At 65.7% G+C, this 15,084-nt stretch carries 11 protein-coding genes and 1 riboswitch; of the genes, 4 read left to right on the top strand and 7 right to left on the bottom strand.

Annotated elements, in window-relative coordinates; genetic code table 11:
* The first annotated feature begins 287 nt into the window (after window positions 1-287).
* Complete coding sequence (locus tag ACTHL0_RS19885; protein ID WP_440568590.1) at window positions 288-1,367, top strand: oxidoreductase; 1,080 nt, start codon at window positions 288-290, stop codon at window positions 1,365-1,367.
* 166 nt (window positions 1,368-1,533) lie between these two features.
* A complete protein-coding gene (locus tag ACTHL0_RS19880; RefSeq protein ID WP_440568589.1) occupies window positions 1,534-1,926 on the top strand; it encodes a hypothetical protein in 393 nt (130 codons plus the stop codon).
* Window positions 1,927-2,072: 146 nt separating this feature from the next.
* On the opposite strand, the gene ACTHL0_RS19875 is transcribed toward ACTHL0_RS19880, so the two are convergent.
* Window positions 2,073-2,705, bottom strand: a complete 633-nt coding sequence (locus tag ACTHL0_RS19875) for a LysE family translocator (RefSeq protein WP_440568588.1) — start codon at window positions 2,703-2,705, stop codon at window positions 2,073-2,075.
* Window positions 2,706-2,740: 35 nt separating this feature from the next.
* A riboswitch (ZMP/ZTP riboswitch) is annotated at window positions 2,741-2,864 on the bottom strand.
* Between the two features lie 56 nt (window positions 2,865-2,920).
* Complete coding sequence (locus ACTHL0_RS19870) at window positions 2,921-4,003, bottom strand: phytoene/squalene synthase family protein (RefSeq protein WP_440568587.1); 1,083 nt, start codon at window positions 4,001-4,003, stop codon at window positions 2,921-2,923.
* Window positions 4,004-4,269: 266 nt separating this feature from the next.
* Between ACTHL0_RS19870 and ACTHL0_RS19865 the strand changes: the two genes are divergently transcribed.
* Entirely contained in the window at window positions 4,270-4,659 is a 390-nt protein-coding gene (locus ACTHL0_RS19865; RefSeq protein WP_440568586.1) for a DUF2784 domain-containing protein, read from the top strand.
* A gap of 32 nt (window positions 4,660-4,691) precedes the next feature.
* Here ACTHL0_RS19865 and ACTHL0_RS19860 read toward each other — a convergent pair whose 3' ends face one another.
* Window positions 4,692-6,416: a tetratricopeptide repeat protein gene (locus tag ACTHL0_RS19860; protein ID WP_440568585.1), complete on the bottom strand. Its 1,725-nt coding sequence runs from the start codon at window positions 6,414-6,416 to the stop codon at window positions 4,692-4,694.
* 244 nt (window positions 6,417-6,660) lie between these two features.
* Window positions 6,661-8,367, bottom strand: coding sequence for a thiamine pyrophosphate-binding protein (locus ACTHL0_RS19855; protein ID WP_440568584.1), 1,707 nt, complete (start codon window positions 8,365-8,367; stop codon window positions 6,661-6,663).
* Between the two features lie 25 nt (window positions 8,368-8,392).
* Between ACTHL0_RS19855 and ACTHL0_RS19850 the strand changes: the two genes are divergently transcribed.
* Window positions 8,393-9,328: a hypothetical protein gene (locus ACTHL0_RS19850; RefSeq protein WP_440568583.1), complete on the top strand. Its 936-nt coding sequence runs from the start codon at window positions 8,393-8,395 to the stop codon at window positions 9,326-9,328.
* Between the two features lie 92 nt (window positions 9,329-9,420).
* Here the strand turns inward: ACTHL0_RS19850 and ACTHL0_RS19845 are convergent, their stop codons facing one another.
* From ACTHL0_RS19845 to gcvP, 3 genes are all read right to left on the bottom strand, one after another.
* On the bottom strand, window positions 9,421-10,809 hold the full coding sequence (locus tag ACTHL0_RS19845) for an L-serine ammonia-lyase (RefSeq protein WP_440568581.1): 1,389 nt from the start codon (window positions 10,807-10,809) through the stop codon (window positions 9,421-9,423).
* Window positions 10,810-10,938: 129 nt separating this feature from the next.
* The gene (locus ACTHL0_RS19840; protein ID WP_440568591.1) at window positions 10,939-11,961 is read right to left on the bottom strand and encodes an alginate lyase family protein; all 1,023 of its coding nucleotides are present in this window, start codon (window positions 11,959-11,961) and stop codon (window positions 10,939-10,941) included.
* A 352-nt stretch (window positions 11,962-12,313) separates the two neighbouring features.
* On the bottom strand, window positions 12,314-15,084 hold a 2,771-nt coding region (gene gcvP / locus ACTHL0_RS19835; RefSeq protein ID WP_440568580.1), incomplete at its 5' end, for an aminomethyl-transferring glycine dehydrogenase.

Below are 15,084 nucleotides of genomic sequence, written 5' to 3'. Positions count from 1 at the left end.
CTGCGGACATCGTTGTGGATGGGTGTAACGAGGTTGGCGGCTCGCATCGAGCGCGCATCGATGCTGTAGCGAATGCGGCGCGCGAAGCCGTGAGGGCAAGTGCGCGATGTTAACACGGATGCGCCCTGCACCCGGCCCGACTCGCTGGAATCGGTTCATCCCCACAGCGAGGCGTGCCACAATGTTCGACTCTCGTGCCGCGTGGCCGAGCTGTCAGCGCCCGACACCGCGCTAAGCTTGCTCGCGACACACGGCTTCCCCTCGTCCTGAAGCGGAGGAAAACACTCATGGCTCGCACGTTGAACATCGGTTTGATGGGCTACGGGTATGCGGGCGCGACGTTTCACGCGCCCGTCATCGATCATTGCGGCGCGCCCGCCGAAGCACCGGGCGCACCCTACGCGCGGGTCGCCGCAATCGCCACGAGCCAGCGCGAGCGCGCGCTGGCCGATTACCCCGATGCAGAGATCGTCGCCGATATCGACGCGCTGATCGCGTCCAGCCAAGTCGAGTGCATCGTCATCGCCACCCCGAACGACACGCACTTCGCGCTCGCGGCCAAGGTCCTGTCGGCCGGCAAGCATGTTGTCGTCGATAAGCCCGTCACGCTGACGGCGAGCGAAGCCCGCACCCTGGCCCGGCTCGCACGCGAGCACGGTGCCCTTTTCGCACCGTTTCACAATCGTCGCTGGGACGGCGATTTCATGACCGTTCGCGAGCTCATCGAAAGCGGCACGCTAGGGCGCGTGGTCCACTTCGAGTCGCACTTCGACCGGTTTCGGCCGCTGGTGCGTCACCGCTGGCGCGAGGAAGCCGCACGCGGCGGCGGTCTGTTGTTCGACCTCGGCCCGCACCTGATCGATCAGGCGCTGGCGCTGTTCGGTGCCCCCGAATCGGTTTATGCCACGGTCAAACAACACCGCGATCAAGCGAGCGCGCCCGATTACGTCCATCTTTTGCTCGGCTATCCGGACAAAGAGGTGGTGCTCCACGCCAGTGCGCTGGCGGCCATCGAGCCGCCGCGCTTTGTCGTCCACGGCACGCGCGGCAGCTACGTCAAGGCAGGGCTCGATACTCAGGAGGACCAGCTGAAGGCGGGCCTGCGGCCCGGTCAAGCCGGCTTCGGCGCAGGCAATGCAGCGGGCATAGTGCGTGCTACGGAGGGCGAGCGGGAAGTCGAGCGTGCCTTGCCGACGCGCGACGGGACGTACGTCGAGTTCTACCGGGCAGTCGCCAACGCAATCGTGCACGGCACGCCATTTCCCGTCTCGCCGCAAGATGCTGTCGACGTCATGACCCTCATCGAGCTTGCAAACGAAAGCGCCCGCGAGGGCAAGCGGCTACCGTTCTTGCGCGAACCGGCCTGAAGATGGAGGGGCCTAATGAGAGGAGAAAGGGTACGGGCTAACGGCTAAAGGCCGCATTGGGAAATTTCGCGTGCGGCTGTCATCTGAGCTGGCCTGCCGGACGTTTGTTACGACGTGGCCGCCATGGTCCACCCATACCCCCATGCAAAACCACAAGGAGAATGGGATGCAACGCTTGATTCGCGCATTCGTTTATTGCGCGCTCGTTTCCATGCTGGCGGCCTGTGCTGTGGCGCCGCGGCCGCATCGGCGTGCACCGCCTCCTCCCCCGCCGCCGCCTCCTCCGCCGGTCGTGGTCCGGCCGAATCCGCATGAGGCCGAACTCGCTCGACGCGCAGAAGTGGACGAGCGGATCGACAATCTGAGCCGCCGGATCGACGACCGCGTCAATCAAGGCTATTACCCGCCCCCGACGGGTGCCGGGCTGCACCACCGGCTCGATGTCATCCGCCAGGAAACGAGCGACATGGCCGGGCAGCATGGCGGCGGGCTATCGGGCGACGAACAGCACGTCATCAACCAGGAGTTGGACAACGCCGCACGAGCAATCGGAAATTGACGTGCAGGCGCGGCATGAACGCCGCGCCGACAAAAAAAACGCGGCGGGCCTTGCGGTTCCGCCGCGTTCGCTTTAGGGGCGCTTCACGCGAATTTGAGATTCGAGGCTTGCCCTGACCGGGAAGGTTCGGCTGCGCCCGCTCACGCTCAACGCCGCGCCTGCGTCGCCATGCGCACAGCGAGCCCGGCGAGCACCGTGCCCATCACCCAGCGCTGCACCATGACCCAACTCGGCCGGCCCGCGAGAAACGTCGAAATCGATCCGGCCATCATCGCCACCGCGGTGTTGACCGCGAGGCTCGCGGCGATCTGCAGGCTGCCCAGCGTCAGCGACTGGCCGAGCACGCTGCCTTGGTGCGGATCGATAAACTGCGGCAGCAGCGAGAGATACAGCACGGCGATCTTCGGATTCAGCAGGTTCGTCACGAAGCCCATGGCGAATAGCTTGCGTGGGCTATCGGCCGGCAGATTGCGCACCTCGAACGGCGAGCGGCCGCCCGGCTTCACCGCCTGCCAGGCCAGATAAATCAGATAGAGCGCACCGCCCAGCCGCAGTGCGTCGTAAGCGAAGGGCACCGCCATCAGCAGCGCCGTAATGCCGCACGCCGCACTGACCATATAAAAGACGAAGCCGAGCGCGACGCCCCCGAGCGAAATCATGCCGGCGGCCCGCCCCTGGCACAGCGAGCGCGAAACGAGATAGATCATGTTGGGGCCGGGCGTCAGCGCGAAGCCGAGCGCGACGAGGCCGAAGGCGAGTACGGTTCCGGACGTGGGCATTGCATCTCCTCATCGATGATGGATAGATGGATGGCAGTTCATGCCCAGGCGCGCGGCGGATCCTTCGATCGAAGCGGGCAGCCACGCGGCTGCGCTCGCCCGTGTCCCGCGCTCCCCGATGGTGTACTCCATCTCACGGCGCCAGTCGCGCGGACGGATCGATTATTCCATGCTTTATGCTTAATGCGCAGCCAACCGCGCAAGTCGCTAAGAGATTACGCAACAACGGAGGCCGATGTAGGCGTAGCCAGCTTCACTTCGATATCGCGCATCATGCGTTCGATCCAGCCTCGCAAGACGCCGTCGAAACAGACAGCGGCTGTCGAGCCCGCGACGAGCCGATAGACGTCGTTGCGGCGCACCTTCGAGATCCGGGCGGGATCGAGCCAGGCATCGTTGGCGGCCAGCAGCCGCAGCGTCTCGAGTCCGATCAGGATCGGCCATAAGCAAGCCAAACGCAGGCGAATCGACAAACGCGGAATCGAGAACGTGTAATCGGCCGCGGCGCGGTAGTGCGCGAGCGCCATCGCCATCAGTTCGACGAGCACCGGACGCGCACGCAACGAGGCGCCCGGCTCGAGCAGCGCAGCAGGCGTCAGCGCATGCCGCTCGAGCAGCGGTGCGGGCAGAGAGCAGCGGCCGATCCGAAGATCCTTCGAGCAGTCTCGTAGGATGTTCGTCAGCTGCAGCGCCTTGCCGAAGCGCACGCCGCGTTCAATCACCGTCTCTTGCGGCTCGTCGAACGTGGCGGGCAGATGCGCGTAGGTCATCTTCGTCCAGAACTCGCCCACGCAACCCGCCACGAGGTAGGTATAGCGGTCGAGTTCCTGCACATCGCGCAACGCCACGACGGAGCCCGAATCTTCCGACGGGAATGTCCGTAGATCGAATTCCATGCCCATCGTTAGCGTCGCGACGATGTCGCGCACGGCGGCGCGATCGTCCGGTGCAAGCTGTTCGAGCACGCCGAGCGCCGCATCGATCGACTCGAGCAAACGCTTCTCGTCCGGCAATGCTTGCTGTCCGGCCACTTCGTCGGCGATTTGCGCAACCGCCCGCTTCGTGTCCTCATCCGTATCGCCCGCCACCGCGGCCCGCAGCGCCAGCAGCAGCGACAGGCGGCGCGCCGGTTCGATCAGCGAGGTGTCGGCGATCGTATCGGCCGCGCGCGCCAGCAGGTAAGCCAGGCCGATCGGATCGCGCATCGGCGCCGGCAGGATGCTCAGCGTCAAATAAAACGAACGCGAGACACTTTTTAGCAGAGGGCCGAGCAGATCGGCGCGGGCAGCTTGGGACATGAATCGATGAATGAAGGGACGGACGCGCGTCGCGGTCCGCAATTGTATCCGGCCCTCGTCGGGCCTGATCGTCCAACGGTTCCAATGCCGGTTTCAGCGCGGGTCCCGCGCCCGCGCCTGTGTGTGTCCCGAACGAGCGGGACTTCCGGCAACGCCGCCGGCTGACATATTGAGCAGGCCCGGACCGGATCGCACTGTCGGTAAGCGCGCGGCGGCTACGACAGTGCGATACTGGGCCGCATTCGCCACGCCGATGGGCGCCCTTCATGACCGCTCTGGCCGATGTCGTCCTTGTCTTGCATGCGCTCGTCGCGCTGTACATCGTCGGCGGGTTCGCGGCGATTTGGCTCGGCGCCCCGCTAGGCTGGGGCTGGGTACGCGAGCGCCGCTTTCGATTCTGGCATCTGGCGGCCATCGGCATCGTCGCCCTGCTTGCCGCGCTTGATATCCCCTGCCCGCTCACCGCACTGGAGGATTGGCTGCGCACCGGCAGCATCGGTCCCCAAGGCTGTATCGAGCTTTGGGTCGGGCGGCTGCTTTTCTATGCATTGCCGGCCTGGATGTTCACGCTCGCGTACGGGCTGTTCGCCCTGCTCGTGCTCCTGACCTGGCGTTACGTGCCTCCGCGCCCGAAACGTCGGCGCTTACCGCGCTGAAGGGCCTGGCGGCGCGGCCCGGCGAGCCCGCGTCACGGCGATTCGGGCGCGTCTTGCCGCACTTTGGCCGCCGTCTGCATGACGGTTTGCGCTTCACGTTTGCGCCCCATCTCGCCGTAGAGCTTGGCCAGATTATCCAGCACGCGTGCATAAGCCCCACGGTACGTGGCCGGTTCTTTTTTCGTGAGCGTGCCGTAGAGCGCGACCGCGCGGCGATAAACGTCCACGGCCTCGTGTCGGCGATGCGTCTTGCTCAGCAGCACGCCGAGATTGTTCAACGCGCGGGCGCGGTCGGCGTCCACCGTGCCGGGCTCGGTGCGATCGAACGGTGCCAGCGTGCGCAATGCCTCCCGGTACGCGCGCTCGGCCAGCAATGCCCGCCCCTGTCTCCGGTAGAGCACCCCCAGGTTTGTCAGCGTGCGCGCCACATCCGGCGCGTCGTACGCCGGGCTCTCGCGCGCGAGCTTGCGACGGATCGCCAGCGCTTCGTCATAGGCATGTTCCGCCTCGGTCAATTTCCCGCCGTTGCTATACAGATTGCCGAGGTTGTTCAGCGTCTGTGCAAGCACCGAGCGATAGGCGGGTGCGTTCTCGCGCACCAGTGCCCGCTGCAGCCCAAGCGCCTCGGCATACGCGTCCTGCGCTTCGCCGGCCCGGTGCTCCGTCGCATAAAGCACGCCGAGATCGTTCAGTGTGGACGCGAGATCGGGCGTGTACGCCTGCGCATCGTGCTGCGCGAGCGCACGCTCGAGCTTGACCGCCTCGCGATAGGCGTCGATGGCGTCGTCCGTACGCGCCGCATCACGGTAAAGCTCCCCGAGCGCTCCGAGCAAGTCGGCGACGGTCGGGCCAAAGCGTCCCGGCTCCTCGCGCGCCAGTCCCCAGTAAGTACCGAGCGCCCGTAAGTCCGCCATTTCGGCGTCCGCCGGCAGCGCGAGCCCGGAATACAAACGGCCGAGCTTGACCAGCGCACTGGCAAACGAGGGCCGCCATCGATCTGGCTTATCGTGCACGAGCACCTGATACCGCAGCACGAGCGATTCATAAACGGGCTGCGCCATCTCGAGCAGCCGCGCCTGCACAAGCAGATCGCCGTAAAACTCCGCGATCCGCAGGTCATCCGGCCGCAACACGTGAGCAATGCGGACGAAGGTAAGCGCTCGCTTCGTGGAGAACCGCAGCGATTCGACGATGCCGGCTTCGAAACTGCGCGCGGCAATCAGATCGTCGGGCGCACCCGATTCGGTCAGTTCAGCGGCGAGCAGCTTGGCCGCCGCTGCCAGATCGAACGCCGCAACCGCCGCATCGACCTGCGGCTCGAGCGGATCGTCGGTTCGCAGCATACGCGTGCGCAGCCGTAGCATTGAGTAGCGCGCGGTCCAATCGCGCGCAAGCGCGAGGAAGTCGGTGTCGCTGCCCGCACCTTGCGTTACAAACGTCAGGACGATCGGCGCGACCGCCGAGAACGGAGCGGCCGGGTTCGTCTCGAACATCCAATCGGCGGCCTTCGCCAGCGCCACACGCTGGCGGCCCGGCAGATGGGCGCGGCGCGCAGCGCGCCAGGCGTCGGCCGCAAAGCGCTCGAGCTGCGCCGGTTCGATTCCGCAACCGCGTTCGAAATGGAAGCCGTGCTCGACATCGGTGACCGACAGCGACGGCGCGCAGGGAACCTGCGGTGACGGCCCGGCGGCCAGCGCCGTGCACGCCTGCGCCATCGCGAGGGCCGTCAGCCACCGATGTGCGCGCCGATTCGTCATGCTCGTCTTCTCGTGACAAGTAGCCGTCGATCCCACACATGAAGAACGGTCGCGGCGCGGCCGTCTGTTGGCCGGCGCACGCCCGTGCGCCCCGGCGGTTGCCGACACGCGCGCGACGCCACATAGTGGCCAGCATAGGCGCGTTGGCCCGTTTGCGCAGCGTGCGGGCGCACCAATCGATGCGGGCGGTACCGCGGCCATCGACGTTACCGGCAAGGGCGGCGAACGGCCCGGGAAACGTCGACTACTTCGGTGCCGCCGCCCGGGCTCGCCGCCCTTGCTCGCGAATGTCGTCGAGCGTGGCCGCCGGCGTGCTGACCTCTTGAGGCACCCGAATTTCGATCAGCGCGGGCCGTCCGCTCGTGAGGCATCGCTCGAACGCCGGCAAAAAATCGGCCGTACGCTCGACCGTTTCCCCGTGCGCGCCGAACGAGCGCGCGAACGCCGCAAAATCCGGATTCGTCAGCCCCGTGCCATGGGTGCGCCCCGGATAGTGCCGCTCCTGATGCATGCGGATGGTGCCGTAGTGCGCGTTGTTGACGACGACGAACACGACGTTCAAGCCGTACTGCACCGCTGTGGCGAGTTCTTGCGACGACATCATGAAGCACCCGTCGCCGGCAAACGCGACGACTGTCCGTTCGGGATACTGCGCCTTCGCCGCGATGGCCGCCGGCACGCCGTAGCCCATTGCGCCGCTCGTCGGCGCGAGCTGCGTGCGCCATTGCCGATACGCGAAATGGCGGTGCAGCCAGATCGCGTAGTTGCCGGCCCCATTCGTCACGATCGCATCGGCGGGCAAACGCTCGCGCAGCTGCACCATGATTTCGCCGAGCTGGACGTCGCCGAGCATCGGCCGGGGCGCGCGCCACTCGAGGTAGGCGCGATGCGCCTCCCCGGCGGTGCCGGCCCACACCGGTGTCCCGCGCGGCTCGAGGCTCGCGAGCGCGGCAGCGATTTCGGGCATGCCCGAGACGATTGGCAGCTCGGCGGCATAGACCCGCCCCAGTTCCTCGGCCCCTTGATGCACGTGCACGAGCGCTTGCCGGGTCTTCGGGATATCGAGCAGCGTGTAGCCCCCCGTCGTCGCTTCGCCCAAACGCGGGCCGATCACGAGCAGCAAGTCCGCCTCGCGGATGCGCTGCGCGAGCGCGGGATTCACGCCGAGGCCGACATCGCCCGCGTAGTTCGGCGAATCGTTATCGATCGTGTCTTGATAGCGAAACGCGCAGCCGATCGGCAATTGCCATGCTTCGACGAACCGGCGCAGATCGGCGCACGCTTGCGCGTTCCACCCGCTGCCGCCCGCGATCACCATCGGCCGCTGCGCCCGCTCCAGCCGCGCGCGCACTTCATCGATTTGTGCGGCCGACGGCGATGCGGCCACGCGGTGGAACCGAGGCGCGTCCGGCACCCGTGGACACGGATCCGAGAGCATGTCTTCGGGCAACGCCAATACCACTGGGCCCGGCCGGCCCGCACAAGCCGTATGGAACGCGTGGCTCAAGTATTCGGGAATACGGCGGGCGTCGTCGATCTGCGCCACCCATTTCGCCATTTGTCCGAACATGCGCCGATAGTCGATTTCCTGAAACGCCTCCCGATCGAGGTGATCGCGCGCGCATTGACCGATGAGCAGAATCATCGGCGTAGAGTCTTGAAACGCGGTGTGCACGCCGATCGACGCGTGCGTCGCCCCAGGCCCGCGCGTGACGATCGCCACACCGGGCCGGCCCGTGAGTTTGCCCGTCGCCTCGGCCATATTGGCCGCACCGGCCTCGTGCCGGCAGACGATCGTCCGAATGCGCTCCGTTTCGTCGTGAAGCGTATCGAGCACGGCGAGAAAGCTCTCGCCCGGCACGCTGAAAACACGGTCGACGCCGTGCGTGATGAGCGCATCGACCAGCAAGCGCGCCCCGGTCACGTGGGCGGTATCGGCGGCATTCGACATAAGACGGCGACCTCCTGATTGAACGGTGGATTTCCGCGAAAAGGTGGCGACAGCTTACGCCCGCGCTTTGAGGATGTCATGCACGACGCAGGTGGGACGCTTACGTACCAGCAAGTTCGCAGTTCAGACTTTTCATGTGGAAGTCCAACGAAAAGGCGCCCAATCTCCGACGGAGACGGAGACCGAGACCGAGACGGCGATGCATGAACTTCATGCGCAAGCGGTTTGCTCGACGCTTTCGGAAACAAAGATCTTTCCCTTTACGGAGTCGTCACTTATGCCAATCGATGCACGAATAAACCCGGCACAAGCCGCGGAGCTGTATCGCAGCACCGCGAACCTGCATAGCACCACAAAAAGTACCGGCTATACAAAATTCGACAAAAGCCACGACGATTACCACTATTCCTGGCACCGGGATAAAATCGTGGTGGGCATGGGAATGGGTCAGGGTTACCACAAAAACTTCAAATGCACGATAAGCGATACGTTCCAAATCGTGCTCACGACAGACCCCGGCGCAGGCCGCCTTCCGGTAGGGCCCAATGGAATTAATGTATCGAAGTTAACCCACAGCGTATCAGCCGCGCTGGCGACGTGCTTCAAAAAGTCGATCCGCACGGCCGCTTTCAACGGGATGGGTAGGACGCCTCAGCGCGTGACGCTTCAGAACACCAGAATCGTCAATCGGTTTGACAAGTCAAACATCGTCGTCGACGCAGGCCCCACTTTGGTCACGATAAAACCAGGTCAATCGCATACCTTTATCAACGGTTACTTGACGGGTTTTGTCGTGACGCATGGCCTGTCCGACGGCGAGATCTATTATCGAAACGTCGATGTGCGAGAGAACGTCGTCCTGATGAGTGGCGATACGTTGAGAGTGATGAAAGCCAGGCCGTCTGCACCGATAACGCTGACCGGCGTCGTATCGGGCGATATACGCGTCGTCGTCATTTGAGAAGGACAGGGGTTGCCGGCCGCGGCGCCATATCGCATCAGGACATGTTCCGCGGACGACACGGCCGCACTGCCCTTATCGCCCCATGCCGGCTAGCACTCGACGATATTCACCGCCAACCCGCCGCGCGACGTCTCCTTGTACTTCGTCTTCATATCGGCGCCCGTCTCGCGCATCGTCTTGATGACCGAATCGAGCGACACGTAGTGGCTGCCGTCGCCGCGCAGCGCCATGCGCGCCGCATTAACGGCCTTGACCGATGCCATCGCGTTGCGCTCGATACAGGGAATCTGCACCATCCCGCCGACCGGATCGCACGTGAGCCCAAGGTTGTGCTCCATGCCGATCTCGGCCGCGTTCTCGACTTGCTTCGGCGTGCCGCCCATGACTGCGGCGAGCGCGCCGGCCGCCATCGAGCACGCAACACCGACTTCCCCCTGACAGCCCACTTCGGCGCCCGAAATCGACGCGTTCAGCTTGTATAGGATGCCGATTGCGGCGGCCGTCATGAGGAAATCGATGACGCCCTGCTCGTTCGCGCCGGGCACGAAGCGCGTGTAATAGTGGAGCACGGCCGGCACGATCCCGGCGGCGCCGTTCGTCGGCGCCGTCACGACGCGCCCGCCGGCCGCGTTCTCTTCGTTGACGGCGATGGCGTACAGGTTGATCCAGTCGACCATCGAGAGCGGATCGCGCAATCCCTGCTCCGGGTTGCCCGACAGCGTGCGATAGAGTTGCGGCGCGCGCCGTTTCACTTGAAACGCCCCGGGCAGCGTGCCTTCGGCGTCGGGATTGCCGATGCCGCAGCCACGCGCGACGCACGATTGCATCACGTCCCAGATCTTCAGCAAGCCGACGCGCGTTTCCTCCTCCGTATGCCACACGCGCTCGTTATCCCACATGAGCTGGGCGATGGACTTGCCCGTTTGTGCGCACATCGCAAGCAGTTCGTTGCCCGTGCTGAACGGGTGCGCGCGTTGATCGGCCGCTTGCAACACCTTCGTGTTCGGCGCGCCGGCCGTCACGACGAAGCCGCCGCCCACCGATAGATACGTCGCCTCTCTGAGCACCGCCCCCGCCGCATCGGAGGCGCGCAACTTCAGGCCGTTCGGATGCTCGGGCAGCGCTTGCCGATAGAAGGCGATCTGCTCTTTCGGCACGAAGCCGATTTCATGCGTGCCGCCGAGCACGAGCCGGCGCGACTTCTGCACGGCATCGAGCCGCGCGGCGATCGTCGACGGATCCACCGTATCGGGTGCATCGCCCATCAGGCCCAGCATGACGCCGCGATCGGTACCGTGCCCCTTGCCCGTGGCCCCGAGCGAGCCGTAGAGCTCGACCTTGACCGCGGCCGTCCGCTCGAGCAGGCCATCGCGTTCGAGCCCCTGTACGAACAGCAGGGCCGCGCGCATCGGCCCGACTGTGTGCGAGCTTGATGGGCCAATGCCGATTTTGAAGAGGTCGAAAACGCTGACTGCCATGGCTACTCCACGAGCTGAACAGGGCGGTGTGCCGCCCTTGGGTTGATGAGTGCGCCTCGTTCGAGGCCGCCGCAGTCTTGCCTTTTGGGCTGGAATGCGGCTCGTTCAGGCAAAGCGCCTGGACTACCGTTATCTCGCCGGCACCGGAAGGCAGACCGAGAGCCAGGCGGGCGGCGTCGGCGCGAGGCGCTGGGCCACCTGCGCATAGCGGCCCGACAGCCGCGCGGCAAGGTGAAACAATTCATCCGAGCTTTTCGGATCCCACGGGCCCGAGTAGCCCGGCAGTCCAGCTCCGCGCCGCTTCGCATCGAACGGGACGCTCGAATGGACGAACTCCTCGTGCGTCTTTTCGCCGAGCGCATAGGGCACCAGCCAATCGAGGGCAACGCCGAGCGTCGCGCCATTCGGCGCACGCAGCGTCAGCCAATTGCGGTTGTGGCGCCGCGCCGCCAGCGCAGCGACGACAAGCGGCTCCAAGTCGTACGTCACATAATGCAGCGCGTCGCGCTCGGTGAAATCCACCGTCGTGCCGTCGGGTGCAACGTTTGTGCCGATCTGCTCGACAAACAGCCGCTGCGCCGCGTTGATGAGCTTGCGATCGTCGAGTGTGAAAGCCGCCATCGCAACGAGTTTGACCCGATGGCTCTCCCAATTGTTGCGGTAGGTGCCGCTCAAGGGCCGCGGCTGAGCGTCCACGCGCGCGAGATAGCCGTTTGCGAGCCGGGTGATGAACGCGGACGCCGCGTTGCGCGTCTTGACCGGCAACGCGCTCGCGGTCATATCGTAGGCGAGGATCATCGAATCGAAGTGCGTCTCGTCGATCGGATTGAAGCTCGGCTGATAGGTCGTGGCCCAAGCCAGCAGGAAGCGGTCGACCAGACGCAAATAGCGCTCGTCGCCCGTGGCGCGCCACACGAGCGCCGCATCGCGCATGAGTTCGAGATCCCGCTCGGCATCGACGCTTTGGTCGTAGATGCCTTCGTGCGGCAGCGTGCCTTCGGTATGAAGCCGGGCAAGCGGCTTCGGTTGATCGTTCAGCTGCGCCGCCACATTTTTTATCAGCGCCTGCACCGCGGGCACGGCGCTCGTGCGCTCGCTCGTCTGCATGGCGGGTGCCGCGCAAAAGTTCATCGCGGCGCGCGCCGCGCTCATCGATGCGAGCACGCCCGCGCACGCAAGCAGCCACGCGGCAAGCGACGGCCCTCCACGCAGTTTCGCACCGATCGTGCGATGCACCCGCCGCGCGGGCGCCCATTGCTTGATTTGCGCGCTCGGCACGCCCCATTGCACGCATGGCACACAGGCCATCGCTGCCGGCACCTTTCGCCCCATCGGTCGCTCCTTCGTTGGCTGGATCGCGGGATGAGATGGTACCGGGATTCGCGACGCACGAGGCGCGCCCGCGCATCCCCATGCGAGAGGGATGGAGCGACGGCCAGCCGCCGAGCGGACGGCGGCGCCGGTCGCGCCGTGAGCTTGCGCGGTGACGCTCACGGGGGCGCCGTCAGGCGTAGTCCGCCATCGGCACGCAGGCGCAGAACAGATTGCGGTCGCCATAGGCGTTGTCGGCGCGGCCGACAGGCGGCCAATACTTGCGCGCGACGAGCGAGGGCAGCGGATAGGCCGCGCTCTCGCGCGAGTACGCATGCGGCCACTCGTTGGCCGTGACCACCGCGGCCGTATGCGGCGCGTGCTTGAGCGGATTATCCTCGCGGTCCGCGCGCCCTTCTTCGACGGCGCGGATCTCCCCACGAATCGCGATCATCGCCTCGATGAACCGATCGAGTTCTTCCTTCGATTCGGATTCGGTCGGCTCGACCATCAGCGTGCCCGGCACGGGGAAGCTCATCGTCGGCGCGTGGAAGCCGTAATCGGCCAGGCGCTTGGCGACGTCGTCGACGGTAATCCCGCTCGCATCCTTGATCGGACGCAGATCGAGAATGCACTCGTGCGCGACGAGCCCGCCGGGGCCCGAGTACAGCACCGGATAATGCGGGGCCAGCCGCTTGGCGACATAGTTCGCGTTCAGGATCGCGACTTCCGTGGCCGCCGTCAGATTCTTCGCGCCCATCCTCGCGATGTACATCCACGAGATCGGCAAAATCGAAGCCGAGCCGTACGGTGCGGCCGATACGGCACCGATACCGCGCTCGGCGCGGCGATACCCCGAGGAAGTCTGATTCGGCAGGAACTGCGCCAGATGCGGGCCGACCGCCACCGGGCCGACGCCCGGGCCGCCACCGCCGTGCGGAATGCAGAACGTCTTGTGCAGATTCAGGTGCGAGACGTCGCCGCCGAACTGGCCCGGCGCCGTCAGCCCGACCATCGCGTTCATGTTCGCGCCGTCCACGTAAACCTGGCCGCCGTGCGCATGCACGATTTCGCAGATTTCCCGCACGTTCTGCTCGAACACGCCGTGTGTCGACGGATACGTGATCATGATCGCCGCCAGCTTCGCGGCATGTTCGGCCGCCTTCGCCTTCAGGTCTTCGATGTCGACGTTGCCGTGATCGTCGCAGCCCACGACGACGACCTTCATGCCCGCCATATGCGCCGAGGCCGGGTTGGTGCCGTGCGCCGAGGCCGGAATCAGGCAGACGTCGCGATGGCCTTCGCCGCGCGAGGCGTGGTACGCGTGGATAATGAGCAGGCCAGCGTACTCGCCTTGCGAGCCCGCGTTCGGCTGCAGCGAAACAGCCGCATAGCCCGTGGCCGCCACGAGCATCTGCTCGAGCTGGTCGATCATTTCGCGATAGCCGGCCGTCTGCTCGGCCGGAGCGAACGGGTGAATCTGCGAGAACTCGGGCCACGTGACGGGCAGCATCTCCGATGTCGCATTGAGCTTCATCGTGCACGAACCGAGCGGAATCATCGAGCGGTCGAGCGCGAGATCTTTATCCGCGAGACCGCGCAGATACCGCAGCATCTCGGTTTCCGAATGGTGGCGATTGAAGACGTGGTGCGTGAGGTAGGCACTCTGACGCACGAGCGTCGCGGGCAATGCGCCCGAATCGCCGCCCTGGCCTTGTTCCTCGGCCCGCGTGAGCGCCGTATCGAGCGTATCGACGTGAGGCACGTCGATCGCGCCGGCCGCGTGCGCGAACAGGGACAGCAAGTCGGCCAGATCGGCGCGTTTGGTGGTTTCGTCGATGGAGATGCCCACGCGCGTGTCACCGACGCGGCGCAGATTGATGCGCATGCGCTTGGCCGCGTCATGGACGGCGGCCGTGCGCGAGCCCGTTTCGATCGTCAGCGTATCGAAGAACGTTTCGTTGACGAGCGCGTAGCCGAGCTGTTTCACGCCGGCGGCCAGCAGCGCGGCGACGCGATGCACGCGCTGCGCGATCGTCTTCAAGCCGTGCGGCCCGTGATAAACGGCATACATGCTGGCCATGATCGCGAGCAGCGCCTGCGCCGTACAAACGTTCGAAGTGGCTTTCTCGCGACGAATATGCTGCTCGCGCCTTTGCAGTGCCAAGCGCAAGGCGCTCCTGCCTTGCGCATCGACGGTCACGCCCACGAGCCGGCCCGGCATCTGGCGCTTGAATTCGTCGCGCACCGCCATGTAAGCGGCATGCGGGCCGCCGAAGCCGACCGGCACGCCAAAGCGTTGCGACGTGCCCACGGCGACGTCGGCGCCCCATTCGCCCGGCGGCGTAAGCATCGTGAGCGCGAGCAGATCGGCTGCGGCCACCACATGGCCGCCCGCGGCATGCACGGCTTCGGTCAGCGCGCGGTAATCGCGCACCGCGCCGTCTGCGCCCGGATATTGCAGCAGCACGCCGAACGCATTCGCGCCAGCCGCACCGTCGGCCGGGCCGACCTGCACCTCGATGCCGATGGGCTCGGCACGCGTGCGCACGACTTCGATCGTTTGCGGCAACACGTCGTCCGCCACATAAAACACGTTCGACTTCGACTTGCCCACGCGTTGCAGCAGCGTCATGGCCTCAGCCGCGGCCGTCGCTTCGTCGAGCAGCGACGCGTTCGAAATCTCCAGTCCGGTCAAATCGCCGATCATCTGCTGGAAGTTCAGCAGCGCCTCGAGCCGGCCTTGCGAGATTTCCGGCTGGTAGGGCGTGTATGCCGTGTACCAGGCCGGATTCTCGAGCACGTTGCGCAAGATCACGGCTGGCGTGTGCGTGTTGTAGTAGCCCGGCCCGATATAGGAGCGGAACACCTCGTTCTTGGCCGCGAGCGCGCGCAGGTGCGCGATCGCCTCCGCCTCGCTGCGCGGCTCGGCAAACGGGCCGAGCGGCAGCGGATCGGTGCGGC

Source organism: Trinickia sp. (assembly GCF_051961175.1).
GTDB lineage: Bacteria > Pseudomonadota > Gammaproteobacteria > Burkholderiales > Burkholderiaceae > Trinickia.
The sequence above is the reverse complement of the archived record's forward strand: the minus strand, read 5'-3'. Positions and strand labels throughout refer to the sequence as shown.